Origin of the sequence: Pseudomonas sp. KSR10, assembly GCF_022355455.1 — a bacterium.
GTDB lineage: Bacteria > Pseudomonadota > Gammaproteobacteria > Pseudomonadales > Pseudomonadaceae > Stutzerimonas > Stutzerimonas stutzeri_E.
The window spans coordinates 1,574,728-1,600,031 of sequence record NZ_JAKOEN010000019.1; the positions used below are offsets into that span (position 1 = coordinate 1,574,728).

22 protein-coding genes and 3 pseudogenes are annotated in these 25,304 nt (G+C 61.7%); 5 read left to right on the top strand and 20 right to left on the bottom strand.

The genetic code is table 11. The features are described 5' to 3' along the window. Window positions 1-72: 72 nt before the first annotated feature. A complete protein-coding gene (locus MCB86_RS16125; protein ID WP_045163261.1) occupies window positions 73-699 on the bottom strand; it encodes a LysE family translocator in 627 nt (208 codons plus the stop codon). Between the two features lie 160 nt (window positions 700-859). After that, on the bottom strand, window positions 860-2,206 hold the full coding sequence (locus MCB86_RS16130; RefSeq protein WP_045163260.1) for an NCS2 family permease: 1,347 nt from the start codon (window positions 2,204-2,206) through the stop codon (window positions 860-862). A gap of 371 nt (window positions 2,207-2,577) precedes the next feature. Here MCB86_RS16130 and MCB86_RS16135 point away from each other — a divergent pair, with 371 nt between their 5' ends. The 4 genes from MCB86_RS16135 to MCB86_RS16150 all read left to right on the top strand — a co-directional run bounded on the left by MCB86_RS16135 (window position 2,578) and on the right by MCB86_RS16150 (window position 6,250). Beyond that, window positions 2,578-3,333: a GntR family transcriptional regulator gene (locus MCB86_RS16135; protein ID WP_045163259.1), complete on the top strand. Its 756-nt coding sequence runs from the start codon at window positions 2,578-2,580 to the stop codon at window positions 3,331-3,333. 502 nt (window positions 3,334-3,835) lie between these two features. Then, window positions 3,836-4,507 carry an ATP-binding cassette domain-containing protein gene (locus tag MCB86_RS16140; protein ID WP_239611474.1) on the top strand — a complete coding sequence of 224 codons (672 nt, stop codon included), beginning with the start codon at window positions 3,836-3,838 and terminating at the stop codon, window positions 4,505-4,507. 41 nt (window positions 4,508-4,548) lie between these two features. Next, entirely contained in the window at window positions 4,549-5,367 is an 819-nt protein-coding gene (locus MCB86_RS16145) for a metal ABC transporter permease (protein ID WP_239611475.1), read from the top strand. A gap of 10 nt (window positions 5,368-5,377) precedes the next feature. After that, window positions 5,378-6,250 carry a metal ABC transporter substrate-binding protein gene (locus tag MCB86_RS16150; protein ID WP_239611476.1) on the top strand — a complete coding sequence of 291 codons (873 nt, stop codon included), beginning with the start codon at window positions 5,378-5,380 and terminating at the stop codon, window positions 6,248-6,250. 304 nt (window positions 6,251-6,554) lie between these two features. Here the strand turns inward: MCB86_RS16150 and guaD are convergent, their stop codons facing one another. From guaD to MCB86_RS16200, 10 genes are all read right to left on the bottom strand, one after another. Further along, entirely contained in the window at window positions 6,555-7,862 is a 1,308-nt protein-coding gene (gene guaD / locus MCB86_RS16155; RefSeq protein ID WP_239611477.1) for a guanine deaminase, read from the bottom strand. 123 nt (window positions 7,863-7,985) lie between these two features. Then, window positions 7,986-8,834, bottom strand: a complete 849-nt coding sequence (gene xdhC / locus MCB86_RS16160; protein ID WP_045163256.1) for a xanthine dehydrogenase accessory protein XdhC — start codon at window positions 8,832-8,834, stop codon at window positions 7,986-7,988. 113 nt (window positions 8,835-8,947) lie between these two features. After that, window positions 8,948-11,338, bottom strand: a complete 2,391-nt coding sequence (xdhB, locus tag MCB86_RS16165; RefSeq protein WP_239611478.1) for a xanthine dehydrogenase molybdopterin binding subunit — start codon at window positions 11,336-11,338, stop codon at window positions 8,948-8,950. Then, a complete protein-coding gene (gene xdhA, locus MCB86_RS16170) occupies window positions 11,331-12,770 on the bottom strand; it encodes a xanthine dehydrogenase small subunit (protein ID WP_045163254.1) in 1,440 nt (479 codons plus the stop codon). Before xdhA ends, xdhB begins: the two co-directional genes overlap by 8 nt. Window positions 12,771-13,070: 300 nt before the next feature. Beyond that, window positions 13,071-14,426, bottom strand: coding sequence for an 8-oxoguanine deaminase (locus MCB86_RS16175; RefSeq protein ID WP_239611479.1), 1,356 nt, complete (start codon window positions 14,424-14,426; stop codon window positions 13,071-13,073). 211 nt (window positions 14,427-14,637) lie between these two features. After that, entirely contained in the window at window positions 14,638-15,339 is a 702-nt protein-coding gene (locus MCB86_RS16180; protein ID WP_045163252.1) for an ATP-binding cassette domain-containing protein, read from the bottom strand. Window positions 15,340-15,341: 2 nt separating this feature from the next. Then, on the bottom strand, window positions 15,342-16,109 hold the full coding sequence (gene livG / locus MCB86_RS16185; RefSeq protein WP_045163251.1) for a high-affinity branched-chain amino acid ABC transporter ATP-binding protein LivG: 768 nt from the start codon (window positions 16,107-16,109) through the stop codon (window positions 15,342-15,344). Then, window positions 16,106-17,362, bottom strand: a complete 1,257-nt coding sequence (locus MCB86_RS16190) for a high-affinity branched-chain amino acid ABC transporter permease LivM (RefSeq protein ID WP_239611480.1) — start codon at window positions 17,360-17,362, stop codon at window positions 16,106-16,108. Before MCB86_RS16190 ends, livG begins: the two co-directional genes overlap by 4 nt. Then, window positions 17,359-18,282 carry a high-affinity branched-chain amino acid ABC transporter permease LivH gene (livH, locus tag MCB86_RS16195; RefSeq protein WP_045163249.1) on the bottom strand — a complete coding sequence of 308 codons (924 nt, stop codon included), beginning with the start codon at window positions 18,280-18,282 and terminating at the stop codon, window positions 17,359-17,361. Before livH ends, MCB86_RS16190 begins: the two co-directional genes overlap by 4 nt. Window positions 18,283-18,689: 407 nt before the next feature. Further along, on the bottom strand, window positions 18,690-19,808 hold the full coding sequence (locus tag MCB86_RS16200; protein ID WP_045163248.1) for a branched-chain amino acid ABC transporter substrate-binding protein: 1,119 nt from the start codon (window positions 19,806-19,808) through the stop codon (window positions 18,690-18,692). A gap of 200 nt (window positions 19,809-20,008) precedes the next feature. On the opposite strand from MCB86_RS16200, the gene MCB86_RS16205 reads away from it, so the two are divergent. Beyond that, a complete protein-coding gene (locus MCB86_RS16205) occupies window positions 20,009-20,326 on the top strand; it encodes a DUF2288 domain-containing protein (RefSeq protein ID WP_239611481.1) in 318 nt (105 codons plus the stop codon). A 6-nt stretch (window positions 20,327-20,332) separates the two neighbouring features. Here MCB86_RS16205 and phnE read toward each other — a convergent pair whose 3' ends face one another. From phnE to MCB86_RS22965, 8 genes and pseudogenes are all read right to left on the bottom strand, one after another. Continuing rightward, window positions 20,333-21,100, bottom strand: coding sequence for a phosphonate ABC transporter, permease protein PhnE (gene phnE, locus MCB86_RS16210; protein WP_239611482.1), 768 nt, complete (start codon window positions 21,098-21,100; stop codon window positions 20,333-20,335). Continuing rightward, the gene (locus MCB86_RS16215) at window positions 21,097-21,930 is read right to left on the bottom strand and encodes an ABC transporter permease (protein WP_045163245.1); all 834 of its coding nucleotides are present in this window, start codon (window positions 21,928-21,930) and stop codon (window positions 21,097-21,099) included. Before MCB86_RS16215 ends, phnE begins: the two co-directional genes overlap by 4 nt. Beyond that, window positions 21,924-22,757: a phosphonate ABC transporter ATP-binding protein gene (locus MCB86_RS16220; protein ID WP_239611606.1), complete on the bottom strand. Its 834-nt coding sequence runs from the start codon at window positions 22,755-22,757 to the stop codon at window positions 21,924-21,926. Before MCB86_RS16220 ends, MCB86_RS16215 begins: the two co-directional genes overlap by 7 nt. A gap of 162 nt (window positions 22,758-22,919) precedes the next feature. Further along, on the bottom strand, window positions 22,920-23,771 hold the full coding sequence (locus tag MCB86_RS16225) for a putative selenate ABC transporter substrate-binding protein (RefSeq protein WP_239611483.1): 852 nt from the start codon (window positions 23,769-23,771) through the stop codon (window positions 22,920-22,922). Between the two features lie 312 nt (window positions 23,772-24,083). Continuing rightward, entirely contained in the window at window positions 24,084-24,353 is a 270-nt protein-coding gene (locus tag MCB86_RS16230; protein ID WP_239611484.1) for an HI1506-related protein, read from the bottom strand. A 124-nt stretch (window positions 24,354-24,477) separates the two neighbouring features. Continuing rightward, window positions 24,478-24,877, bottom strand: a pseudogene (locus MCB86_RS16235) (Mu-like prophage major head subunit gpT family protein); the annotation flags it as partial. Window position 24,878: 1 nt separating this feature from the next. Continuing rightward, window positions 24,879-25,133, bottom strand: a pseudogene (locus MCB86_RS22960) (Mu-like prophage major head subunit gpT family protein); the annotation flags it as partial. 7 nt (window positions 25,134-25,140) lie between these two features. Continuing rightward, window positions 25,141-25,224 (bottom strand): annotated as a pseudogene (locus tag MCB86_RS22965) (hypothetical protein); the annotation flags it as partial. Window positions 25,225-25,304 lie beyond the last annotated feature (80 nt).

Genomic DNA, 25,304 nt, shown 5'->3' on the forward strand with positions numbered 1-25,304 from the left:
GAAGCGCTTGGGTTTTGGATTCGCGAGCAAGGATTGGGCGTCCCCTGTGCGCCTACAAAAGCACTATCAACTTCACCGACTCATCAACGAAGCCGCTCCCGCGCCCCCAAACAGCGCCGCGCTGGTGCGGTTGAACCAGACCTGCCCCTTGCCAGTGCGCAGATAACGCGCCGCGCCATGAGCGCCAAGACCGTAAGCGAGCTTGCAGCACAGGTCCAGCACCGCCCAGGTGAAGATCATCACCAGCAGCTGCGGCACGAACGGTCGATCAGCACTGAGAAACTGCGGCAGAAAGGCCGCAAAAAACAGAATGTCTTTGGGATTGCTCGCGCCCAGACCAAAGGCGCGCCAGAACAATTGGCGGAAGCGGGGACTGACCTCGGAAGTCGCCACGCTGGGCCCGCTGGCGGGGCGGCGTGATTCCTGCCAGCTCTGCCAGGCGAGATAGAATAGGTAGAACGCACCCACGATCTTCAACAGGCTGAATACCTGCTCCGAGGCCAGCAGAAGCGCACCGAGCCCAAGAGCGGAGGCGCTGAGCAGGCATATCGATGCGCTGACACCGCCAACGAACGCCGGCCAGGAGCGACGCAGGCCGTAGTTGAGGCTGTTGCTGATCATCAGCAGCGACAGCGGGCCGGGGATCAGAATCACCACCAGCGCCGCGCTCGCGAATAACAACCAGGTTTCCAGACTCATCTCAGTGCTCCTCGGCAATGTTGCGTTCCAGGTGTTTCGTTCAGCTGTTTTTCGATGGTGATGTCGCGGGCCGTCGCGCTATGGATAGCCCAGGGCGCCCATGCTGGAAATACAACAGGCCCCACCGCAAAAAGCGATGGAGCCTGATCGTTCGCTCTCCTTAAAGGAAAGCGAACTTGGCGATGAAGATCACACACAGCACATAGAGGCTGATCGACACCTTGTCGCGCTGACCCGTCAGCAGCTTGAGCGTCGCGTAGGTCAGGAAGCCCAGCGCGATACCGTTGGCGATGGAGAAGGTCAGCGGCATCATGACTACGGTAACGATAGCCGGAATGGTGTCGGTATGGTCCTTCCAGTCGATATGCGCCAATCCGCTCATCATCAGCATGGCGACATAAATCAGCGCGCCCGCGGTCGCATACGCTGGGATCATGCCCGCCAGCGGCGCGAAGAACATGGCGACCAGGAACAGTGCGCCAACGGTGACAGCGGTCAGGCCGGTGCGACCACCAGCGGCGACACCCGAGGCGCTTTCGACATAGCTGGTCACCGGCGGGCAGCCGACGAAGGCGCCGACGACGCTGGAGGTACTATCGGCCTTCAGCGCACGTGACAGGTTCTGGATCTTGCCATCATCGTCCACCAGGTGCGCCCGGTGCGCGACGCCCATGAGCGTGCCGGCCGTGTCGAACATGTTCACGAAGAGGAACGCCAGGATCACGCTGACCATCGCTACATTCAGCGCGCCGGCGATGTCCATTGCCAGCCAGGTCGGTGCCAGGCTCGGCGGCATCGAGACGATACCGTTGTACTCCACGAGCCCCAGGCCCCAGCCGATGCCCGTGACGGCTAGCATACTGAGCAGGATCGCACCGAATACATTGCGATGACTCAGTACCGCGATCATCAGGAAGCAGATCGCGGCCAGCAGCGCGGTGGGTTCGCCGAACGAACCCATGGTTAGCAGCGTCGCGGGGCTGTCGACGACGATACCGGCGGTCTTCAGGCCGATCAGCCCTAAGAACAGCCCGACGCCAGCACCCATCGCGAAGCGCAGGCTCATCGGGATGCTGTTGAGCAGCCATTCGCGGATGCGTGACAGGCTCATGATCATGAACAGCACACCAGAAATGAACACCGCGCCGAGTGCAATCTGCCAGCTGTAGCCCATCTCGCCGACCACTGTGTAGGTGAAGAACGCGTTGAGGCCCATGCCCGGCGCCAGACCCACCGGCCAGTTGGCATACAGGCCCATGAGGAAGCAGCCCAGCGCCGCACCGATACAGGTTGCGACGAACGCCGCGCCATGGTCGACGCCCGCATCGGCCATGATGTTCGGGTTGACGAAGATGATGTAGGCCATGGTGACGAACGTCGTCAGGCCGGCAAGCAGTTCGGTTTTGATGCTGGTGCGATGCGCGCTGAGCTTGAAGAATCGGTCGAGCCAGCCAAGATTCTTCGCTTGCAGCGCGAGGGTGTGCTGTTCCTGCTTTGTGGTTTCCACAAGGTGTTCCTCATCGTTCTTGTTGTCTATCACCCAGAGCGGTGCTCTCGAGGTCAGGTGATGGTGAGAGCTCTTTCTGTTCGGGTTTTTGACCGAAGAGTCAGGAAGGCTTGACGCGATTATGCTTTTGTATACAAGAAATGCAACAGGGATTTCTGAATGCTCGCTGATTCAGCGGCTCTCGACGCACAGAGCGAAAACTCCTTGCCAAATTATTGGGGTTGTCTAGCAGGGCATGGAGAAGAATCTGAAACATTTGATTGTGCACAATAAATATCGAATTTTTTCCGTATTTCGCCGCTGGCTACTGCCAGCCGGATGCCGAAAGGCAGTAAAGTTCGGTTCTGCCGACATTTCCGACGCGAGTCACCATGAACGAACAGTTGCAGCCTCTAAAAAAGCCGACACGAAGCGGCAAGGCCCGGACGGGGACACAGGACGACATCGTTTACGCCCATATTTTCGACGCCATTCTTGAGCAACGCCTAGCGCCAGGTACCAAGCTCAGCGAAGAGGCCCTGGGTGAGATCTTCGGCGTGAGCCGGACCATCATCCGTCGCGCATTGTCGCGGCTGGCCCATGAAGGCGTGGTGCTGTTGCGACCGAATCGGGGCGCTGTCGTCGCGAGTCCCAGTGTCGAAGAGGCGAGACAGATTTTTTTCGCCCGCCGAATGGTAGAACGCGCCATCACCGAACTGGCCGTTCAGCACGCCAGCAGCGAGCAACTGGCGGAGCTGCGCAAGATGGTGGCGGACGAGCAGGATTGCTTCGCTCGGGGTGATCGAGGCGCCGGCATCCGTCTGTCCGGCGAGTTTCATCTCAAGTTGGCCGAGGCGGCCAAGAATGCGCCGTTGGTGAGTTTCCAGCGCAGCCTGGTTTCCCAGACATCGCTGATCATTGCCCAGTACGAGAGCGGCAACCGCTCGCATTGTTCCTTCGATGAACACAACCAACTGATCGATGCCATCGCTGCGCGAGACAGCGACAAGGCCGTAAGCCTGATGATGCATCACATGGATCATATCGACAGCAAGCTCAACCTCGACGAAGACAGCGCTTCGGATGATCTGCACGCGGTCTTCTCGCACTTGGCATTGGCAAAGAAAAAACCTCGTACGGCCCGCTAGGCCATCACTGCTTTGGCTCGAGGCGGTTACGGTTTGGAGCTCTTAAGGGCGTTGCGAGCTGAGCGCCCCTGCATTTGCCGCCAAAAGTTGGTTCTGTACCGCTGCGTCTGTGAGGGCGCACTTGCCCTGATTTGACGTACCTCCTGCTTTGGCCCCCAGCCTCGGGGGAGGTTGCTTGTCGATTCCAGCGTTCCGTCGTGAGAGGGATGTGTCAGCGTCGATCGTTAACGGTTTATGTTCAGGTCGTAGCACGCCTAATTGGCGATACCTGCCAGTCATTCACGTCGTTCCAAGTGTTGCCCCTCCGATTGACCATTTCAAAGCACCATCTCGCCTGATCGCCTCGTTGCAAGCGTTCGGGTCAATACGCATAATGTTATGTTATAACTAATACATTCATGGCGCTCCAGTGCCTGACCATTCGCCGCCGGCTTCCGCTGCAACGCTGAAGCCGGTCCCGACTGCGGAGCGCCTGGACGGACCCCGAATCTGCGAGGTGACGATGATCGAATGCCATGCTTTGCAATGGGGCGCCGGTGGAACTGCGCTCACGCCGCCCCTCGACTTGAAGCTGCCAGCCGGGAGCCTGACCGCCGTTATCGGCGGCAACGGCTCGGGTAAAAGCAGCCTGCTCAAGGTAATCGCCGGGTTGGATCGACCACTGGCGGGGCGAATCGAGGTGGGCGTTCCGCTTCTGGGGGGCGTTTCCTATCTGCCGCAACAGCAGCAGGTGGATCGGCAATTTCCGATTCGTCTGGCCGAGCTAGTCAGTGCCGGTCTCTGGCGCAGCCGTATCGGTCGTAGCGAACAGCGGATGCGCTTGCGCCAGGCTTTGGCGGATTGGGGGTTGCTCGATCTGCAAACGCAAGGACTCCATGCCCTGTCCGGTGGCGAATTGCAGCGTGCCTTGCTGGCTCGTCTGAGCTTGACCGATGCGCAGCTGCTGCTGCTCGACGAACCCGAGGCGGCGCTGGACGAAGTAGGGGTACGGTTGCTCTGGCAGCACATCGAGCACTGGCAGCGGCAGGGACGGACGCTAATGTGGGTCAGCCACAACCTCGCCGGGCTGAGCCAGAAGCACTGCGAGGCGCTGATGATTGCCCGCGGTGGTTGCATCTTTGCGCCGATCGGGCAGTTCATCACCGACCGGCAACGGTTCGGGCAGGTCGCGTGACGCCGGAAATATTGTGGGCGCCCTTCGGTGAGTTCGCGTTCATGCGTCGCGCTCTGATCGGTGGGGTGGCGCTGGCCTGCAGCGCCGGGCCCCTGGGAGTGTTTCTGATTCTGCGGCGGATGAGCCTGATCGGTGATGCCATCGCGCACGGCATCCTGCCAGGTGCGGCGCTGGCGTTCTGGCTATTCGGCTTGAGCCTGCCGGCGCTGACGGCCGGTGGGCTGGTGGCTGGCCTTGGCATGGCCGGTGCCGCAGCCTGGGTCAGCCGGCGTACCGGGCTGCGCGAGGACGCCAGTCTCGCCGCGCTCTACCCCATTTCGCTGGCCGGCGGCGTGCTGCTGCTCGGGTTGGCGGGACGCAAGCTGGACCTGCTGCATCTCCTGTTCGGCTCGGCGTTGGCGGTCGATACCACAACCCTGTACGGCATGCTTGGCACCGCAGTGTTCAGCCTGGTGGTGCTTGCGCTGAGCTATCGCGCCCTTGCGCTGGACAGTCTCGATCCACTGTTCCTGCGCAGCATCAGTCGCTTCGGGCCGTTGGCGCATGCGGCCTTCCTGACGCTGGTGGTGCTCAACCTGGTGATTGGCTTTCAGGCCATCGGAGCGCTGATGGTGGTCGGGCTGATGATGCTGCCTGCCGCTGCGGCGCGCTTCTGGAGTCGACGTCTCATTGTTCTATTGCCGCTGGCCGCACTGTTCGGCGCGATCTGCGTGTGGTTGGGACTGCTGCTGTCGTTCTGCGTCAGCCTACCCAGCGGGCCTTGCATCGTGCTGCTCGCAGGCACGTTCTATCTGTTCTCGGTGATGGCGGGGCCGGTCCAAGGCCTGCTGCGCTCGACTTCTTTACCCATGACCGTCTGAGGTGTTCATCATGCGTTACCTGCTCATCGTGCTGGCCCTGTGGCTGCCTCTCTCACTGCACGCGGCCGAGCGGCTCAAGGTGGTCACCAGCTTCAGCATCCTTGAAGACCTGACCCGTGAGGTCGGCGGTGAGCGTATCGAACTGTCTAATCTGGTCGATGCCGACGCCGATGCCCACGTCTACGAGCCCAGCCCGGACGATGCCAAGGCACTGCTGCGTGCCGATCTTATCGTCGCCAACGGCCTGGGTTTCGAGCCTTGGCTGGAGCGCCTGCTGGCCAGCAGCGAACCGACTGGCAAGCGCATCGACGCCAGCGCCGGTGTCGTTCCGTTGATGCTTGAGGAAGAAGGCGAACGGGTGCCGGATCCGCACGCCTGGCAGAGCCTGAACAATGCCGAGATCTACGTGCGCAACATCACCAAGGCGCTCGTGCAGCTCGACCCCAGCCACCGGGAAGAATACGAAGCGCGTCGCGATGACTATCTGAGCCGTCTGCATGCGTTGCTCAAGCGCGCCGATGCCCGCATCGCCCGCCTGCCGGCCAGCCAGCGCAAGGTGGTAACCAGCCATGATGCCTTCGGCTATTTGGGGCAAGCCTGGCAATTGAAATTCATCGCGCCACAGGGGCTGTCTACCCATGACGAACCATCGGCCGCCGAGGTGGCGGCCTTGATTCGCCAGGTGCGCAGCGAAGGCGTACGGGCAGTGTTTGTGGAGAACATTCGCGATCCCCGGCTGATCAAGCAGATCGCCGACGAGGCCGGCGCCACCGTTGGCGGTACCCTGTATTCCGATGCGCTGGCCAGCGACGGACCGGCCAGTACCTACCTGGGCATGTTCGAACACAACCTCGACACGCTGATGGCAGCGCTCAAGCCGTAGGGTGGATCACGCCTTATCGATCCACGCGTTCGTCGAGCCCTGAGCGACCCGATGGTGGATGTAAAAAAGCGACATTCACCCTACGCACGGCTGTGACTCCGAGCCGGGTGGATCACGCTTTATCGATCCACGCGTCCGTCGAGCCTCCGAGCGACCCGATGGTGGATGTAAAAAGCGACATCCACCCTACGCACGGCTGTGGCTCCGAGCCGTAGGGTGGATCACGCTTTATCGATCCACGCGGCCACGCCTGTAGCTTGCGTCGATGGCGAGACGGTCAATCAGCAAGTCCTGGTACCGCTGTTCACGATGTCTTTCGATGCACCGAAACCCCGGCGGCGTAGGTCTCCTTCACCGCGCGGTCGTCGCCGAGAATCATCAGCGCGAAAAGCTTTTCCTGCAGCGCCGTGGCCTGGCTCAGGCGGTAGTCGATCAGCGGAGTCGCCTTGTAGTCGAGCACGACGAAGTCGGCATCCTTGCCCGGCTGCAGATTGCCGATCTTGTCATCCAGATACAGCGCGCGTGCGCCGCCGAGCGTGGCGAGGTATAGCGCCTTGAACGCATCGAGTTTCTGCCCTTGCAGCTGCAGCACCTTGTAGGCCTCATTGAGGCTTTGCAGTTGCGAGAAGCTGGTGCCGCCGCCGACATCGGTGCCCAGGCCGACGCGCACACCGAAGCCTTCCACCTTGGCCAGATCGAACAGGCCGCTGCCGAGGAACAGGTTGGAGGTCGGACAGAACGACACCGCCGAGCCGGTCTCACCCAGGCGTTTGCACTCGTCGTCGCACAGGTGGATGCCGTGGGCGAACACCGAGCGCGGGCCAATCAGGCCGTGGTGGTCGTAGACGTCCAGATAGCCCTTGCGCTCGGGGAACAGCTCCTTGACCCACTCGACCTCCTGCTTGTTCTCGGAGATGTGGGTGTGCATGTACAGGTCGGGGAATTCGGCGAACAGCTTGCCGGCCAGGGTGAGCTGCTCCGGCGTGCTGGTCGGGGCGAAACGCGGGGTGACGGCGTAATGCAGACGGCCCTTGCCGTGCCAGCGCTCGATCAGCTCGCGGCTGTCGGCGTAGCCGGACTCGGCGGTGTCGGTGAGGAACTCCGGGGCGTTGCGGTCCATCAGCACCTTGCCGGCGATCATGCGTAGGTTGAGCTTTTCCGCCGCTTCGAAGAAGGCGTCCACCGATTGCTTGTGTACTGTGCCGAACACCAGAGCCGTGGTGGTGCCGTTGCGCAGCAACTCGCCGAGGAACAGGTCGGCTTGCTCGCGGGCATGGGCCATGTCGCTAAAGCGGCCTTCATTGGGGAAGGTATAGGTTTCCAGCCAATCCAGCAGCTGTGTGCCGTAGGAGCCGATCACCCCAACCTGCGGGTAGTGGATGTGGGTATCGATGAAGCCGGGGGTGATCAGCGCGTCGGGGTACTCGACCACATCGGTGCCGGCTTTCAGGGTTGGAAGCAGGTCAGCAGCATTGCCGATCTGGACGACCTTTCCATCCTCTACAACCAGCAGGCCGTCTTCGAAATATTCATGGGATTGCTCGATGCCCACCTCGCGCGGGTCGGCAAGGCAGTGGAGCAGGGCGGCACGGTAGGCTTTTGATTGGGGCATGGTGAGTCTCGGAATCGTTGTATAGAGGTAAGACGTTTGTGTAGGAGGCCTGCTGTCGGCCTGGCCAGTCTATGGCCGGTTCGCCGCGTGACGGGCCTCCCAGAAAGAGAGCGAGGCCCGTGTTCAGCCCGTCTGAGAGCGGCGCGATGCAGGGACAAGCATGGGCACTGGCTTTTCACCGTCGACGGTCTTTTCACCGAAGTTGGCGTTGTAGGTGGCGATCACTTCACCGGCTATGGACACGGCAATTTCGATTGGCAGCTTGCCCTTCACCTCAGCGATGCCCATCGGGCAGCGCATGCGTTGCACCGTTTCCGGTTGGAAGCCGCGGTCGCGCAGACGGTGTTCGAACTTGGCGCGCTTGCTCTTCGAACCGATCAGCCCGTAATAGGTGAAATCGTTACGTTCAAGGATGGCTGCGGTCAGTTCGAGGTCGAGCTGGTGATTGTGGGTCATGACGATGAAGTAGCTGCCCGCAGGCATCTCTGCCACTTCATCGACCACCTCGTCGTTGACCACCTTTTCGACACCCGCCGGGATATGCACAGGGAACTCGCTTTCACGAGAATCGATCCAACGCACCTTGCACGGCAGGCTGGCGAGCAGGGGCACCAATGCGCGGCCGACGTGGCCGGCACCGAACACCGCAATATGCGCCTGCGGTTGGCCCATGGGCTCGAACAGCAGCACGGTAGCGCCGCCGCAGCACTGGCCGAGGCTCGCGCCCAGGGAAAAGCGTTCCAGCCGCGTATCACGCACCCGGTTTTCAAGCATCTCCCGCGCAATCGCCTGTGCCTTGTATTCCAGATGGCCGCCGCCGATGGTGTCGTACAGTCGATCGCGGCTCACCACCATCTTCGAACCGGCATTGCGCGGCGTCGAGCCACGCTCCTCGATGATGGTCACCAGCACGCAGGGTTCGCCTTTGTGTTGCAGTTCGGCGAGGGCGTCGATCCAGGCGGTATTGCTCATGTATATGTCCTTCGTAGTGCGGGTGGCCGCCCCGTGGAAGACCGAGAAACGTCTTCCACCGAAAACATCATGTTGCGTTGAAGGTGGACAAGCAAAGCGTTGTCCACCTTACGTCAGGCTGGCGTAGTTTCCGTTGCCTCGACCGCGACGGCCGTCCGCTTCAGCTTGCGCATCTGCTCAACCCCCCAGAGCACCCGCTCGGGTGTCGCGGGCGCGTCGATCTTCGGCTGGGCCTTGTAGTCCGCCAGGCTCGCCACCGCATCCTTGATCGCGCACCAGACCGAAATCCCGAGCATGAACGGCGGCTCACCCACGGCCTTGGAGTGGAACACCGTGTCCTCCGGGTTCTTGCGGTTTTCCACCAGCTTGACCCGCAAGTCCAGCGGCATGTCCGCCACCGCCGGGATCTTGTAGCTGGCCGGGCCGTTGGTCATCAGCTTGCCCTTGTCATTCCACACCAGCTCTTCCATGGTCAGCCAGCCCATACCCTGGACGAAGCCGCCTTCCACCTGGCCGATGTCGATGGCCGGGTTCAGCGAAGCGCCGACGTCATGCAGGATGTCGCTGCGCAGCATCTTGTACTCGCCGGTCAGAGTGTCGACGATCACTTCCGAGCAGGCCGCGCCATAGGCGAAGTAGTAGAACGGCCGGCCGCGTGCCTGGCTGCGGTCGTAGTAGATCTTCGGCGTGCGGTAGAAGCCGGTGGACGACAGCGAAACCTGGCCGAAATAGGCCTGCTGGATCAGCTCGTCAAAGGAGACGTACTGGTCGCGAATGCGGACCTGGCCGTTCTTGAATTCCACGTCCTCTTCGGTGACCTGGTAATGCCGCGCGGCGAATTCGATCAGGCGTTGCTTGATGGTCTGCGCCGCGTTTTGCGCGGCCTTGCCGTTGAGGTCGGCGCCGGAGGAGGCCGCTGTCGGCGAGGTGTTGGGCACCTTGTCGGTGTTGGTCGCGGTGATCTGGATGCGGTCGATGCCGACCTGGAACACCTCGGCCACCACCTGCGCGACCTTGGTGTTCAGGCCCTGACCCATCTCGGTGCCGCCGTGGTTCAGGTGGATGCTGCCGTCGGTGTAGACGTGCACCAGCGCGCCGGCCTGGTTGAGGAAGCTGGCGGTGAAGCTGATGCCGAACTTCACTGGGGTCAGCGACAGGCCCTTCTTGAGGATCGGGCTCTTGGCATTGAACGCGCGGATCTCCTCGCGGCGCTTCGCATACTCGCTGCTGGCTTCGAGCTCGGCGGTCATCTCTTCGAGCATGTTGTGCTCGACTGTCTGGTAGTACGGCGTGACGTTGCGCTCGGTCTTGCCGTAGTAGTTGCGCTTGCGCACGTCCAGCGGGTCCTTGCCCAGCTGCCGCGCTACTGCGTCCATGATCTCCTCGATGGCAACCATGCCTTGCGGGCCGCCGAAGCCGCGGTAGGCAGTGTTCGAAGCCAGGTTGGTCTTGCAGCGATGGCCATTGATCGTAGCGTCGCTCAGGTAATAGGCGTTGTCGGAGTGGAACATGGCGCGGTCGACGATGGAGCCAGACAGGTCCGGCGAATAGCCGCAGTTACCGGCCAGGTCGATCTCGATACCGTGCAGCAGGCCGTCATCATCGAAGCCGACGTCATACTCGACGTAGAAGGGGTGCCGCTTGCCGGTCATGGTCATGTCTTCCATGCGTGGCAGGCGCATCTTGGTCGGGCGGCCGGTCAGGTGCGCAATCACGGCGCACATGCAGGCGGGACCTGCTGCCTGGGTTTCCTTGCCGCCGAAGCCGCCGCCCATGCGACGCATGTCGATGACGATCTTGTTCATCGAGACGCCGAGCACTTCAGCGACCAGCTTTTGCACCTCGGTAGGGTTCTGCGTAGAGGTGTAGACGATCATGCCGCCGTCCTCGGTCGGCATCACCGAGGAGATCTGGGTTTCCAGATAGAAATGTTCTTGGCCGCCGATATGCAGGCTGCCCTGCAGGCGGCGCGGCGCGGTGGCCAGTGCGCCGGCCGAATCCCCGCGCTTGTGAGTATGGCTGTCGAGCACGAAATGCTTCTTGCGCAGTGCGTCGACCACATCGATCACCGGCTCCAGATCTTCGTATTCGATGATCGCGGCCAGGGCCGCCTTACGGGCGGTTTCCAGGCTGTCGGCGGCGACGGCGATCACCGGCTGGCCGACGTACTCGACCTTGCCATCGGCCAGCAACGGATCGCCGGGCATGACCGCGCCGATATCCAGCTGACCTGGTACGTCCTTCGATGTAATGGCGATGGCGACGCCCGGCACCTTGTAGCAGGGGCTGGTATCGATGTTGACGATCCGGGCATGGGCGCGGTCGCTCATGCGGGCATACACGTGCAGCTGGTTGGGAAATTCCAGGCGGTCATCGACATAGACCGCCTCGCCGGTGACGTGCTTGGGCGCGCTGTCGTGCTTGACGCTGCGGCCGACGCCGGTGACCAGGTCCTGCGTGAACAGGGCGGCCAGTTCCTCTTGAGATTTGGTTGGCTTATGCATAGCAAGTGACCCTCGTCTCGTACGCCGGCGCTTGTTGTTCGTGGAAGCATTTGCGCAGCAGGTTCTGTGCGACCAGCAGGCGGTATTCGCGGCTGGCACGGAAGTCGGTGAGCGGCGTGAAGTCTTTTTCCAGTGCTTCGCAGGCCTGTTCGATGGTGTCGGCATTGAACGGCGCGCCGATCAGGGCTCGTTCGCAGGCAACCGCGCGCTTCGGAATGGCTGCCATGCCGCCGAAGGCGACGCGGGCATCATCGATAACCCCATCTTCGAGCTTCAGGTCGAAGGCCGCACAGACGGCGGAGATATCATCGTCGAGGCGCTTGGACACCTTGTAGGCGCGGAATACCCGGTTCGCCTGCGCGCGCGGGACGATAATCTTCTCGATGAACTCGCCTTGTTCCCGGGCGGTGACCTTGTAGTCGATGAAGTAGTCCTGCAACAGCAGGGTCCGGCTGTTGCTGCCCTTGCGCAGCACCACCTGAGCGCCCAGTGCGATCAAGAGTGGTGGTGAGTCGCCGATAGGCGAAGCGTTACCGATGTTGCCGCCAAGCGTGCCCTGGTTGCGGATCTGCAGCGAAGCGAAGCGGTGCAACAGTTCGCCAAAGTCCGGGTATTCGTTGGCCAACACTTCGTAGCAATCGGTGAGCGGCGTGGCTGCGCCGATCTCGATACCCGTGTCGGTGACCTCGATCTTCTTCATCTCCGCAATATGGCCGACGTAGATCATCACCGGCAGTTCACGGTGGAATTGGGTGACTTCCAGGGCGAGGTCCGTGCCGCCGGCCAGCAGGCGTGCGTCCGGGTTCGCGCCGTAGATCTCCGCCAAGTCGCCCACGGTCAACGGCGATAGGCAGCGCTTGTCGCCACTGTTCAGCTCGGCGGTTTCGCGTGGCTCGATGGCTTTCAGCTGGGCGATGGTTTCGGCTTCGCGCGCATCGAACTGATCCGGCTGCTGGCCGCAGCAGGCCTGCTCGGCGGCTTCCAGGATCGGACGGTAGCCTGTGCAACGGCAGAGGTTGCCGGCCAGCGCTTCGTGGGTGTCGGCCTTGTCGAAACCATCCGCTGATTTCTGCAGGGCGAACAGGCTCATGACGAAGCCTGGCGTGCAGAAGCCGCATTGCGAGCCGTGGCAATCAACCATGGCTTGCTGAACGCTGTGCAATTGGCCCTGATGTTTGAGGTCTTCCACGGTGATCAGCTGTTTGCCATGCAAGGCGGAGACGAAGGTCAGGCAGGAATTGAGCGTGCGGTAGCGCAGGCGATCACCGTCCAGCTCGCCGACCACGACGGTGCAGGCACCGCAGTCGCCGGAGGCGCAGCCTTCTTTGGTGCCTGATTTGCCACGATATTCGCGCAGGTATTCCAGCACGGTGGTATTCGGATCGAGTGTCTGCTCACGGCGCAGTTCTCGATTGAGAAGAAACTGGATCAAGGCGGGCCTCCGGGGAGTTTTTGTTCTGGGCTCTGGTGGGGAAATTAGCCTTATCTGACTTTTCGGTCAACTAATTCCTGACTCAAAAGTCAGTAGAGCCGACAAGCGAGCTTTCCGCAGCAATGTGCATGCCGCTTCGGCTTCTCAGTTCATGCTTTGAGTGTGGCCCAGGTGGGCGGAGATTGCCGTTCGCCTCGATAGGCGTAGTGCGTCGGAGCAGCGATGCTCGCGCCGTAACTGGAATGACCGTTACGGCGCGAGGCATCCCGCTCGTAGGTACCGCTCAGGATGCACGGCGGGTTAACCCGCTATCAGCGCACGAGCGGCCTGGCTGTGGTCGGCGATCAGGCCGGCGACATCGAGGCCTTCGATCTGGCCATCCATCACGCGCCACTTTCCGCCGATCATTACCCGGTCGGCACGATCGGCGCCGCACAACAGCAACGCCGAAATCGGATCGTGGCTGCCGGAGAAGCGCAGCTCGTCGAGCTTGAACAGTGCCAGGTCGGCCTGCTTGCCGACACTCAGCGCGCCTACATCGTCGCGCCCCAGCAGGCGTGCCGAGCCCCGCGTGGCCCAGCCCAGCACACGCTCCGGGGTGATCTGCTCGGCGCCATAGCGCAAGCGCTGGATGTACAGCGCTTGGCGCGCCTCGAGAATCATGTTGGACGCGTCGTTCGAGGCCGAACCGTCCACGCCCAGGCCGATGGGTGCGCCGGCTGCCTCCAGCGCGACGGTCGGGCAGATGCCCGAAGCCAGGCGCATGTTCGAACTCGGGCAATGGCAAATACCGGTACCCGCTTCGCCAAGCCGGGCGATCTCGTGGTCATTGAAGTGAATGCCGTGGGCCAGCCAGGTACGGTCGGACAACCAGCCGACGCTGTCCAGATAGTCCACGGTGCGCAGGCCGAAGCGTTGCTCGCAGAACGCTTCTTCGTCGAGGGTTTCCGCCAGGTGCGTATGCAGGCGCACATCGTGGTATTCGGCCAGCGCGGCGCTGGCGCGCATGATTTCCGGGGTAACGGAAAAGGGCGAGCAGGGCGCCAGGCCGATCTGAATTTGCGCACCCGCGCCACGCTCGTGATAGGTACTGATCAGCCGCTCGCTGTCGGCCAGAATCGCCTCTGCGGTTTGCACCGTGTGTTGCGGTGGCAAGCCGCCGTCTGCTTCGCCCAGACTCATGGAGCCGCGGGTCAGCATGGCGCGCATGCCGAGTTCGCGTACGGCCTCGATCTGCACGTCGATGGCGTTCTCCAGGCCGCCGGGAAACAGGTAATGGTGATCGGCCGCGGTGGTGCAACCCGAAAGCAGCAGCTCGGCCAGTGCCACCTTGCTGGCCAGCGCCAGCCGGTCCGGTGTCAGGCGTGCCCAGACCGGATAGAGTGTCTTCAGCCAGGGAAACAGCGGTTGGTTGACCACCGGCGCCCAGGCGCGGGTCAGGGTCTGATAGAAGTGGTGATGGGTATTGATCAAGCCAGGCAGCACGGCGTGCTCGCGGGCGTCGAAGGTACTGTCGACAGGAGAAGAGGGTGATTGCCCGGCGGCAAGCAGTTCGACGATGACGCCATTGGCGATCACCGGCCCGCCGGAGGCGTCCTGGTCGTTGGCGGTAAAGATGGCGAGGGGATTCTTGATCCAGATACGGCTGGCAGTCATGGCCGGCTTCTCCTGAGTTGAGTTCAGAATTGCCAGCTCAGTTATGCCCTGTCTGCTGATCCAGGGGCGCGCGACTTAGCTGGGACGCCCAGTCGGACGTCAAGGAAGACACGACGCGAGAGGCACGATAAAGGCTTCGACTTCACTTGTCATCCCCGAACGCGCGCATGAAAAAGCCGGGCAGGTGCCCGGCTTTGTCGGTGCCCTGGTTCTAGCCGCCGAGGTAGGCGTCGCGAACCTTGGGGTTGCTCAGCAGTGCTTCGCCAGTGTCCTGCATGACGATGCGACCGTTTTCCAGCACGTAGCCACGATCGGCCAGCTTCAGCGCCTGGTTGGCGTTCTGCTCGACCAGGAAGATGGTCACGCCGTCTTTGCGCAGCTGTTCGATGATGTCGAAAATCTGCTGGATGATAATCGGCGCCAGGCCCAGCGATGGCTCGTCCAGCAACAACAGCTTGGGCTTGCTCATCAAGGCGCGGGCAATGGCGAGCATCTGCTGCTCGCCGCCGGACATGGTGCCGCCACGCTGCTGGAAGCGCTCTTTCAAGCGAGGGAATAGCAGCAGGACTTTGTCGAGTTGCTCCTGGAAATCCGCCTTGTTGGTGAAGAAGCCGCCCATGGCGAGGTTTTCCTCGACGGTCAGGCGAGCAAAGATGCGCCGGCCTTCAGGTACCACGGCAATGTCCTTGCGCATGATGTCGCAAGTCTGCTTGCCGACTAGCTCCTCGCCTTCGAAGCGGATGCTGCCTTCGGAAGCCATGGGCGTGCCGCAAAGGGTCATCAACAAGGTCGATTTCCCGGCCCCGTTAGCGCCGATAAGGGTGACGATCTCGCCCTTGCGGACCTCGACGTCGACGTTATGCAGCGCCTGGATCTTGCCGTAAAAGGTGGAGACGTTTTCGAAATACAGCATGGTTACGCCTCTCCCAGATAGGCTTTGATCACATCCGGATTATCGCGGATCTGCTCCGGTGTGCCGTCCGCAAGTGGGCAGCCCTGGTTGATCACGACGATGTGGTCGGAAATGCTCATGACCAGCTTCATGTCATGCTCGATCAGCAGAACCGTCACGTTGTGCTCATCGCGCAACATCCCAATCAGCGCCTTGAGGTCCTCGGTTTCTTTCGGGTTGAGGCCTGCAGCGGGCTCGTCGAGCATGAGAATGCGCGGGCGCGTCATCATGCAGCGGGCAATTTCCAGGCGACGTTGCTGACCATAGGCGAGGGTGCCCGCCGGACGGTTGGCGATATCGGTCAGGTTGACCTGCTCGAGCCAGTGCGCGGCGAAATCCATCGCTTCGTGCTCGCTCTTGCGGAAGGCCTTGGTCTTCAGCAGTCCGGAGAGGAAGTTGGTGTTGAGATGCCTATGCTGCGCGACCAGCAGATTCTCCACCGCAGTCATGTCCTTGAACAGGCGAACGTTCTGAAAGGTACGCACCACGCCCTTGCGCGCGATCTTGTGCCCGGGGAGGCCATGGATCGCCTCGCCATCGAGGAGGATTTCGCCCGAAGTCGGCTGATAGAAACCGGTCAGGCAGTTGAACACGGTGGTCTTGCCGGCGCCGTTGGGGCCGATCATGGAAACCACTTGTTTGTCATGGACGGTCAGCCCCACCCCGTTGACGGCCAGCAGGCCACCGAAACGCATGGTCAGGCCGCTTACTTCGAGAATCGGGCGGCTCATCGCTTCAGCTCCAGGTGGGGACGTTGCATGGGCAGCAAGCCCTGCGGACGCCAGATCATCATCAGCACCATCAGGGCGCCGAACATCAGCATGCGGTACTCGCTGAACTCACGCATCAGCTCGGGCAGCAGGATCATCACGATGGCGGCGAGTATCACGCCCAATTGCGAGCCCATGCCGCCGAGTACCACGATGGCGAGGATGATGGCCGATTCGATGAAGGTGAACGATTCCGGCGACACCAGGCCCTGACGTGCAGCGAAGAAGCTGCCGGCGAAACCGGCGAAGCTTGCACCCAGGGTGAACGCCGTGAGCTTGATCACCGTCGGGTTCATGCCCAGCGCGCGGCAGGCGATTTCGTCTTCGCGCAACGCTTCCCAGGCCCGGCCGATCGGCATGCGCAGCAGACGGTTGATGACGAACAGGGTCAGCAGCACCAGCAGCACGGCGATCAGGTAGAGAAAGATCACCTTGTTGATGGAGCTATAGTCCACGCCGAAGAACTCATGGAAGGTTTGCATGCCCTCGGCTGCGCGGCGGTCGAACGACAGGCCGAACAGGGTGGGTTTGTCGATGCCGCTGATACCGTTCGGGCCTCCTGTCAGGTCGGTCATGTTGCGCAGCAGCAAGCGGATGATCTCACCGAAGCCCAGGGTCACGATGGCCAGATAATCCCCGCGCAGGCGCAGCACCGGGAAGCCCAGGAGGAAGCCGAACAACGCAGCCATCAGCCCGGCAATCGGTAGCGCTACCCAGAAGCCGATCCCGTAGTAATGCGAGAGCAGGGCGTAGGTATAGGCACCGACGGCGTAGAACCCGACGTAGCCCAGATCGAGCAGGCCAGCCAGACCCACCACGATGTTCAGGCCCAGGCCGAGCATTACGTAGATCAGGATCAGCGTGGCGATGTCCACCGCACCGCGCGAGCCGAAGAACGGCCAGGCGAGGGCGACCAGGATCAGAGCGATGATGATATAGCGCTGGGTCGACGGTAGTGTCAGGAAGTTGCCTGCACCGGCTGGTATCGTCGGCAGCCTGGGGCTGGCGGCCCACCCGGCTGCGGCGTGATGACGGAACAGCTGCCAGAAGAACATGACCACGGCGCAGGCGGCGATGATCCAGAAAGTCTTGGCGTCGCTTCCGTGAACTTCCAGGCGAATGCCGACGGTAGTGAGCTTCAGGCCGAACACCGGCACCGCGACGGCAACGACCAGCAGCGCGCTGAAAAAGGCAGTACGAAGATTGCGGGTCATACCTTTTCAACCTCCGGACGACCAAGAATGCCGGTCGGGCGGAACAGCAGCACCAGTACCAGCAGGCTGAACGCCACAACGTCCTTGTATTGATCGCCGAAGATGTCGGCACCGAAGGCTTCGGCCACGCCGAGCACCAGGCCACCAAGCATCGCGCCGGGGATACTGCCGATGCCGCCGAGTACTGCAGCGGTAAAGGCCTTGATACCGGCCAGGAAGCCGATATGCGGGTTGATCACCCCGTATTGCATGCTGATCAGCACAGCCGCGATTGCCGCCAGGGCAGCGCCGATGACGAAGGTCAGGGCGATGATGCTGTTGGTGTTGATGCCCAGCAGGTTGGCCATCTTCAGGTCTTCGGCGCAGGCGCGGCAGGCGCGACCCAGGCGTGAGCGGGAGATGAACAGGGTCAGGCCCAACATGGCCAGGATGGTGACCACGAAGATCAGCACCTGCATGTAAGAAATGACGACGCCGTTCATCGCGCTTTCACCCAAAATGAAGTTACCCGGCATCAGGTTGGGAATCGCCTTGTCCTTGGAGTCTTGCGAGAGCAGGACGACGTTCTGCAGGAAAATCGACATCCCGATCGCCGAAATCAGCGGAATCAGTCGATTGCTGCCGCGCAGAGGTCGGTAGGCGACGCGTTCGATGCTATAGCCATAGGCGCTAGTGACGATCATGGCAGCTGCGAACGCACCGATCATGAGGATGGGCAATGAATCGAGCCCCATCATGGTCAGGCCGACAATGGCGATGAAGGTGACATAGGAGCCAATCATGTACACCTCGCCATGGGCGAAGTTGATCATGCCGATGATGCCGTAAACCATGGTGTAACCGATGGCTATCAAGGCGTAGGTGCTGCCGACCGTGAGGCCGTTTATCAGCTGTTGGAAGTAGTGGTAGAGCTCAGGCATTACATTCTCCTGAACACCCGCAGCCCGTGCTGGCAGGCGGCTGAAAAACTGTCTGGGTCGGCTATACATCGTTAAAAACGGTCTCAGCTGCTCATTTAGGGAACCTAAACTGCGTCTCTGAGCCTGTTTCTGCCTTGTATTTGCCTGCCTCGCCTACGTTTTTCAGCGACTGCTCGACCGCCAATGCGGACCTGCTTCGAACACGCGGCACGGAGAAATGCAGCGCCAAGGGCTCCGTGCGGATCACGCACATTGCCGACTTCGAGGCGGGCCAGCGCTATGCAGGCACTCGCTTGGATGAAGGTGTTGCGGGGGGCGGCCCAATTGCTTGTGGCCGGGTCAGCCCCGATCAGCTAAAACAAAGCCCACAGCGGATGCCGTGGGCTTCGGTTGGGTTGGTTAACGGATCACTTGGCTTCGGTCTTGGTGCCGTCCTGATGCCATTCGTAAACCACGAAGTTGAAGTCTTTCAGGTCACCCTTCTCGTCGAAGGCGAGGCTGCCGGTCGGTGTATCGAAGGTGTTGCTGCGCAGCGCTTCGGCGACCTTGGCGGTGTCGGTGCTGCCGGCTTTCTCGATGCCCTCGGCAATGACCTGGACCGCAGCGTAGGCCGGGAATACGAACGGGCCGCTCGGGTCCTGATTCTTCGCTTTGAAGGCGTCGACCAGTTCCTGGTTGCGCGGGTCCTGATCGAAGGATTTCGGCAGGGTCACGTACAGGCCTTCGGAGGCCGGGCCGGCGATGGCCGAAATTTCCTTGTTGCCGACGCCCTCTGGTCCCATGAAGCGCACGTTCAGACCGCGCTCTTTGGCCTGGCGTAGCAACAGACCGAGTTCCGGGTGATAGCCGCCGTAGTAGACGAAGTCGACGCCTGCCTGCTTGAGCTTGGAAATCATCGAGGAGAAGTCCTTGTCGCCGGCATTGATGCCTTCGAACAGGCCGACCTTGACGCCTTTGCTTTCCAGGGTCTGCTTCACTGCCGTGGCGATACCTTCGCCGTACTGCTGCTTGTCATGGATGACGGCGACGTTCTTCGGCTTGACATGGTCGGCAATGAAGTTGCCGGCGGTCGGGCCTTGCAGACTGTCCAGGCCGATAGTGCGGAAGATCAGCTCATAGCCGCGCGAGGTGATGTCCGGGCTGGTCGACGCCGCGGTAATCATCAGAATGCCTTCGTCTTCGTAAATATCCGACGCCGGCTGGGTGGAGCTGGAGCACAGGTGGCCGACCACGAAGCTGATTTCGTCATTGACGATCTTGTTGGCGACCGCAACCGCCTGCTTGGGGTCGCACGCGTCGTCATACACGACGCCTTCCAGTTGCTGCCCGCTGACGCCGCCCTTCTTGTTGATCTGCTCGATGGCCATCTGGGCCCCGATGAACTGCATGTCCCCGTACTGCGCAACGGCCCCGGTGACAGGACCGGCCAAACCGATCTTGATAGTGTCGGCGGCAAGCGTATAGCTCGCTGCTCCGGTCAAAGCGATAGCCATGAAAAGTTTGGACAGACGTTGCTTGGTCTTCATATGCGCTCCACTTGCATCATTATTGTTTGAATCCTGCTGGCTGCAGTGTCGTTAAGGGGCAAACGTCCCCAAACGGTACGGCAACTGTACCGGCACAGTGTAGAAGCGTCAGCACCTGTTTGCCCAGTCAGGATTCGATCCATTTGATGGGATTCGCTCGGGCGCTATCATTACGCCCTTTTGGATAACGAGTGAAACCCATGAGCGAAGATCCAAGCACTCTCTATGCCAAGCTGCTGGGCGAAACCGCGCCGATCACCTGGCAGGAATTGCAACCCTTCTTCGCCCGCGGCGCGCTGTTGCGCGTCGCCAGCGACTTCGATCTGATCGAGGCTGCGCAGGCTGTGGCCCAGGATGATCGAGATACAGTAGCCGCATGGCTGGCTAAAGGCCATATATGCAAGCTCGAGGCCGAACAGGCGCAGGATTGGTTGGCGCGCGATCCCGAATTATGGGCAGTGGTGGTGGCGCCCTGGGTGCTGGTACAGGAAAGGGCAGCGAAACCGAGCCTGCACTGATTCAACTCAGCCACGCACCCATCGCATGCGCGCCCAGCCGCTCAGTGCATCGACCGCCAGCACCATTAGCAGCATGGCCAGGATGACCGTCGAGGCCTGGGCTTCCTGAAACAGGCTGAGGCTCATGTAGAGCATCTGCCCCAGGCCGCCGGCACCGACGAAACCGAGCACGGCGGCCATGCGGATATTGTTTTCCCAGCGATACAGGGTGTAGGCCATCAGTTGTGGCCACAGCGTAGGCAGGGTGCCGTAACAGAATGCGGCGAGGCGATTGCTGCCGGCAAGGCGCAATGCCTCGGCCGGGGCGTTCGGCGTATTTTCCAGGGCTTCGGCAAATAGTCGCCCCAGTACACCGGCAGTGTGTAATGCCAGCGCAAGGGTCCCGGCATTCGGGCCCAGGCCCGCCGCCAGCACCATCAGCGCTGCCCAGACCAGCTCCGGAACGGCGCGCAGTGCATTGAGCAGCAGGCGCGAGAAGCCCTTGGCAACCAGACCGAAGCGGCCTGACGCCGGTAGCGCCAGCAATAATCCGAACAGAGCGGCCAGCAGCGTGCCCACTGCCGACATGGCCAGTGTCTCCAGCGCGCCGTAGCCGATCGCCCGCAGATGATCAGGTGACAGATCGGGGTTGAGAAAGCCCGAGGCGTAACGGGCCATCTGTTCCAGGCCGTCACGGCTGAACATTGCGCTGGCCTCGAATTGCAGAAAGGCGAACGAGCCGATCACCGCTGCGATCAACAACAACGGCAGCGCGTAGCGCGAAAGCGATCTCACACGAATCTCCGGCGCAGTAGCTGGCTGATCAGATCCGCCACCAGCACCAGTCCCAGAAAAGTGAGCAGCATGCTCGCCACCTCGCCACCGGCGAACATGCGCATCGACAGATCCATCTGCTGGCCCAGCCCACCGGCGCCGACGAAGCCCATGACTACCGAGGCGCGCACAGCGCACTCCCAGCGATAAACGGTATAGGACAGCATTTCGCCTGTCGCTTGCGGCAGCACACCATAGGCGAACGCCTGTAACCGTGAACTACCGGCACCGACTAGGGCTCGTGTCGGCAGCGGATCGACCGACTCGAAGATTTCCGCATAGACCTTGCCGAGCATGCCGGCATAAGTGATGGCGATGGCCATCACCCCCGCCGTGGGGCCGAGGCCGACCGCGCGGACGAACAGCAAGGCCCAGACGATCTCCGGCACGCTGCGTAGCAGGATCAGCAGTCCGCGCACCGGCCAGCGCACCGCTTGCGCCCAGGGTCGCGGGCGACCGGCGCGGCTGAGTGCCGAGATCGATAGCGCTCGCGTGGCCAGCAAGGCGCAGGGCAGCGCCACGACCAGCGCTAGTGCCATACCGGCAGTGGCGATCGCCAAGGTTTCCAACGTGGCGCGCCCCAGCAGCCGAATAAAGGCTTCGTCGTGTGCGGGCGGCCAGAAACCGGCGAGGAACGCCCCCATGGTTTCGGCATTGCTGCCATCGAACAGCACACCGAGGTCGAGCTCGCTCAACGACAGGCCTGGCCACAGCAAGACCAGGGCCAGCAGGGTCACCGCCAGGCGCGGGCCGGCGGCCGGGTCGCGGTGGCCGACGACCGGGTTCAACATCGCGGAACGTGCAAAGGCTGGTGGGGCAAGGGCAGTGAGGTCTGCGCAGTGTCCAACTGCTCGTTGGCGTACAGCGCCTCCAGTTCGGCTGCTGTCACCTCTGTCGAACGCTTATCGAACAGGACGCGGCCGGCACGAACCCCAATGACTCGCGGGAAATGCTCGAGTGCGAGCTCGACGGCGTGCAGGCTGGCCAGCAAAGTCGCTTGGCGGCGAAGGCTCTCGCGGTTGAGCACGTTCAGCGAATAGGCCGCGAGCACCGGATCCATCGCTGACACCGGTTCGTCGGCGAGGATCAGCTCGGGCTGCTGATAAAGCACGCGGGCGATGCCAACGCGTTGCAGCTGCCCGCCGGAAAGCTGATCGCAACGCTCGTAGAGCTTGTCGGCCAGATCCAGTCGGCTGAGGGCTTCGGCCGCACCCTGCCTGTCCAGCGGGTAGACCAGACTGACCAGGCTACGCCCCAGTGACCAGGCGCCCAGGCGCCCTGCCAGCACCGCCGTAATGACACGCTGGCGAGGAGGTAGCGGTGGCGCCTGATGAATCAGCCCGATGCGCTTGCGCAATTTTTGCCGTCCGCCGGCGGACAGTGACCAAGGGAAGCAGCCGAACAACTCGAGATTTCCGTCGCTCGGTTGGATGTGGCTGGCCAAAAGGCGCAACAGAGTGGTCTTGCCGGCTCCGGAAGGGCCGATGATCGCGATGCGCTCACCTTTTGCGATAGCAAGCTCGATGTCCTGCAGCGCCACATGCCCGTTCGCATGACGATGCGTCAGGCCGGTCAATCGCAGGAGTGGCGCGGGAACGGCCGTGTGGCGATCCGGCATAGGTGAAACTGTTGTCGAACGGCTCATCTTGGCTACCTAGGCGCTGCACCAGGCGGATCCGCCGGTGCATCGCCATGAGGGCATTGGCGCGGGGCGGTCGGGCGAAAAGCCGAGCCGTCCACTTCTGGCGGCACCTCGACCGCGGCGGTCGAGGGCGGGAAATTACTTCAACAGGCCAGCGGCGCGGGCAGCTTCCTCGATACCTTCATAATTTTCCGGGCGGGTCTCGATGAAGCGGCTGGCAGCTTGCAAATCGAGAATCTTCTTGTGTTCCGGATTCTCTGGATCCAGCGCGAGGAAAGCGGCTTTGATCTTGGCTACCAGAGCAGGATCGAGATTGCCGCGCACCGTCCAGTTGTAGTCGTAGTAGGGCGGTGTCGTGGAGATCACGCGGACCTTGTCGGTATCGACCTTGCCGGCGGCGACCAGCTTGTCCCATACCGAGGCGTTGAGCACGCCGCCATCTGCCTTGCCGGCTTCGACCCAGGCAGCGGTGGCGTCATGCGCGCCCGAATAGGCGATGCGCTTGAAAAACTGCTCGGGATCGATGCCGTCCCGGATCATGAAATAGCGTGGCATCAGGCTGCCGGACGTCGACGACACGGAGCCAAAGGCGAAGGTCTTGCCCTTGAGGTCCTGCAGCGTTTTCACGTCCGGATTGGCCGTGATGAATTTGCTGGTGAATTTCTCGTCCTGCTCACGTTGCACCAGCGGGATCGCGTCGCCAGTCTTCAGGCGGGTCTGGACAAAGGTGAAGCCACCGAGCCAGGCGAGGTCGAGACGGTCGGCAGCAAGGGCTTCGACAACTGCGGCGTAGTCGGAAACCGGGGTGAACTTCACCGGCATGCCCAGTTGTTTTTCGAGATATTTGCCGAGCGGTTCGAACTTGCGGATCAGTTCGGTCGGTGCTTCGTCGGGGATGGCCGATACCCGGAGGGGTTCGGCTGCATGAGCGGTAACAAAAGACAGGGATACGGCAAGGCCGGCAAGGGCTGCCAGGGTTCGCTTCAACATTGTGGTTCTCCGGTTCAATAGCGGAAAAAGCGCGCGGATTATAGAGGTACAGAGGTGCGACGGTGCAAGTCATGTGGCATCGGTGACGATTTGAACGGGCTGTTGGCTTGTAAGCGCGCGCTGGATTTGGCACTCATGCAAATCACAGCGACGCGCTTTGTTTGGCACAGCTGTAACACAACATCAGGATCCTGGGCACGGCGCGGTCGGCGGGGGGAAATTCTCGGACGTAGCGCGCCAGGCCTACGTAATGCGTATGTCAACCATGAAGCCTTTAAACAGCTCGGCACATACGTGGCTCCCCTATCGAGGCTACACCGTAGTACCCGGCTTATATGTTTCAGCAGTATTGACGCCGTTCGCGAAGACGCGCACCCAGCCTGCACGTCGTGTCGCAGCGACGTGGTACCACTGACTGGTCGCGAGCTGGTCGAGCAGCTCGACGACCAACATCGGCTCGGCCTGAAGTCGCTTCAGTTCGGCCGAGGTTAAGCTGTCTGCTGGGTAGGTTGTAGCGACGGCCGAGTGGGCGATTCCGCAACGACGGAAGCCGCCCTGCTTTGCTGTGATACGTACGGTCATGTTGGCGTTTCCTTATGCGAGCCACGGGCAAACCAGCACCTTCGCGATGTGGTACCGCTCGTCCGGAGTCGGTGTCTTTCTCCAGCAGCTTGCGCGCAGCGCCTTCAAGGCGTGGCGGGACAACCGGCCGGTTCGAGGTGATGCCCAGCGGGCGGCCGCCGTCGGCCTTGAATTCGCTCATCGCGGCGCGGGCGTTGCCGTAGTGTTCTTCGGTCAACGGCTGGCGCGAGGCAGGCCATTTGCCAGAAGACGAAACCGCCGTTATTCCGAGCGCGAACGCCATGAACGTATTCGTCGTGATCGAACACGTGATCGCTCTTGGTCGGATCGGTTTTGCTGTCCAGCTCTGGCTTGAGCCGCTCCTGGCAGATCAACGGTTTGATGGCACAAGAGGTATCGAGCAGGTACCAGGATGGGCCTGCGCCGGTTTCTGGAATATCCACGTTGCTGACGGTAGAAGACCGCACCAGTACAGTCGACTTCGGCGTACACGGGGAGGTCCGTGTCGAAGAAGTACCGGCCATCGAAGCACGTGGTGGTGAAGCCGGCAGCGAGCAGCGCAAAGATCCGTTCGTCAGGATGGCTACCAGCCGCGCGGCCCATCTCCTCGAGCATCGGGCGATAGATTCCTGCGGTGTCGTCCTCCACGGCAGTACGCGGAATGGCAACGGTGCCTTCGAACAGCTTGTTGGTGACCGAATACCCATGCGCAGCCATGTCCTTCAGGGACGCGCGCACCCATCCATTCACGCAGCTTGGGAAACTGACCCAGCCAGCCATAGGTACTGCTCGCGGTCGCGCTGGGTACAACCGTGGCGATTTCTTTGAACTGACTGGAGGCGGCTTGCCAGGCTACGCTGGTAATCGGCACGGAAGCCAGCTAACGGCGCCTGCAGTAGAGCCGGGGTTACTAGGCCATTACTTAGCGTCCGGGTTGATTAAGGAGAAATA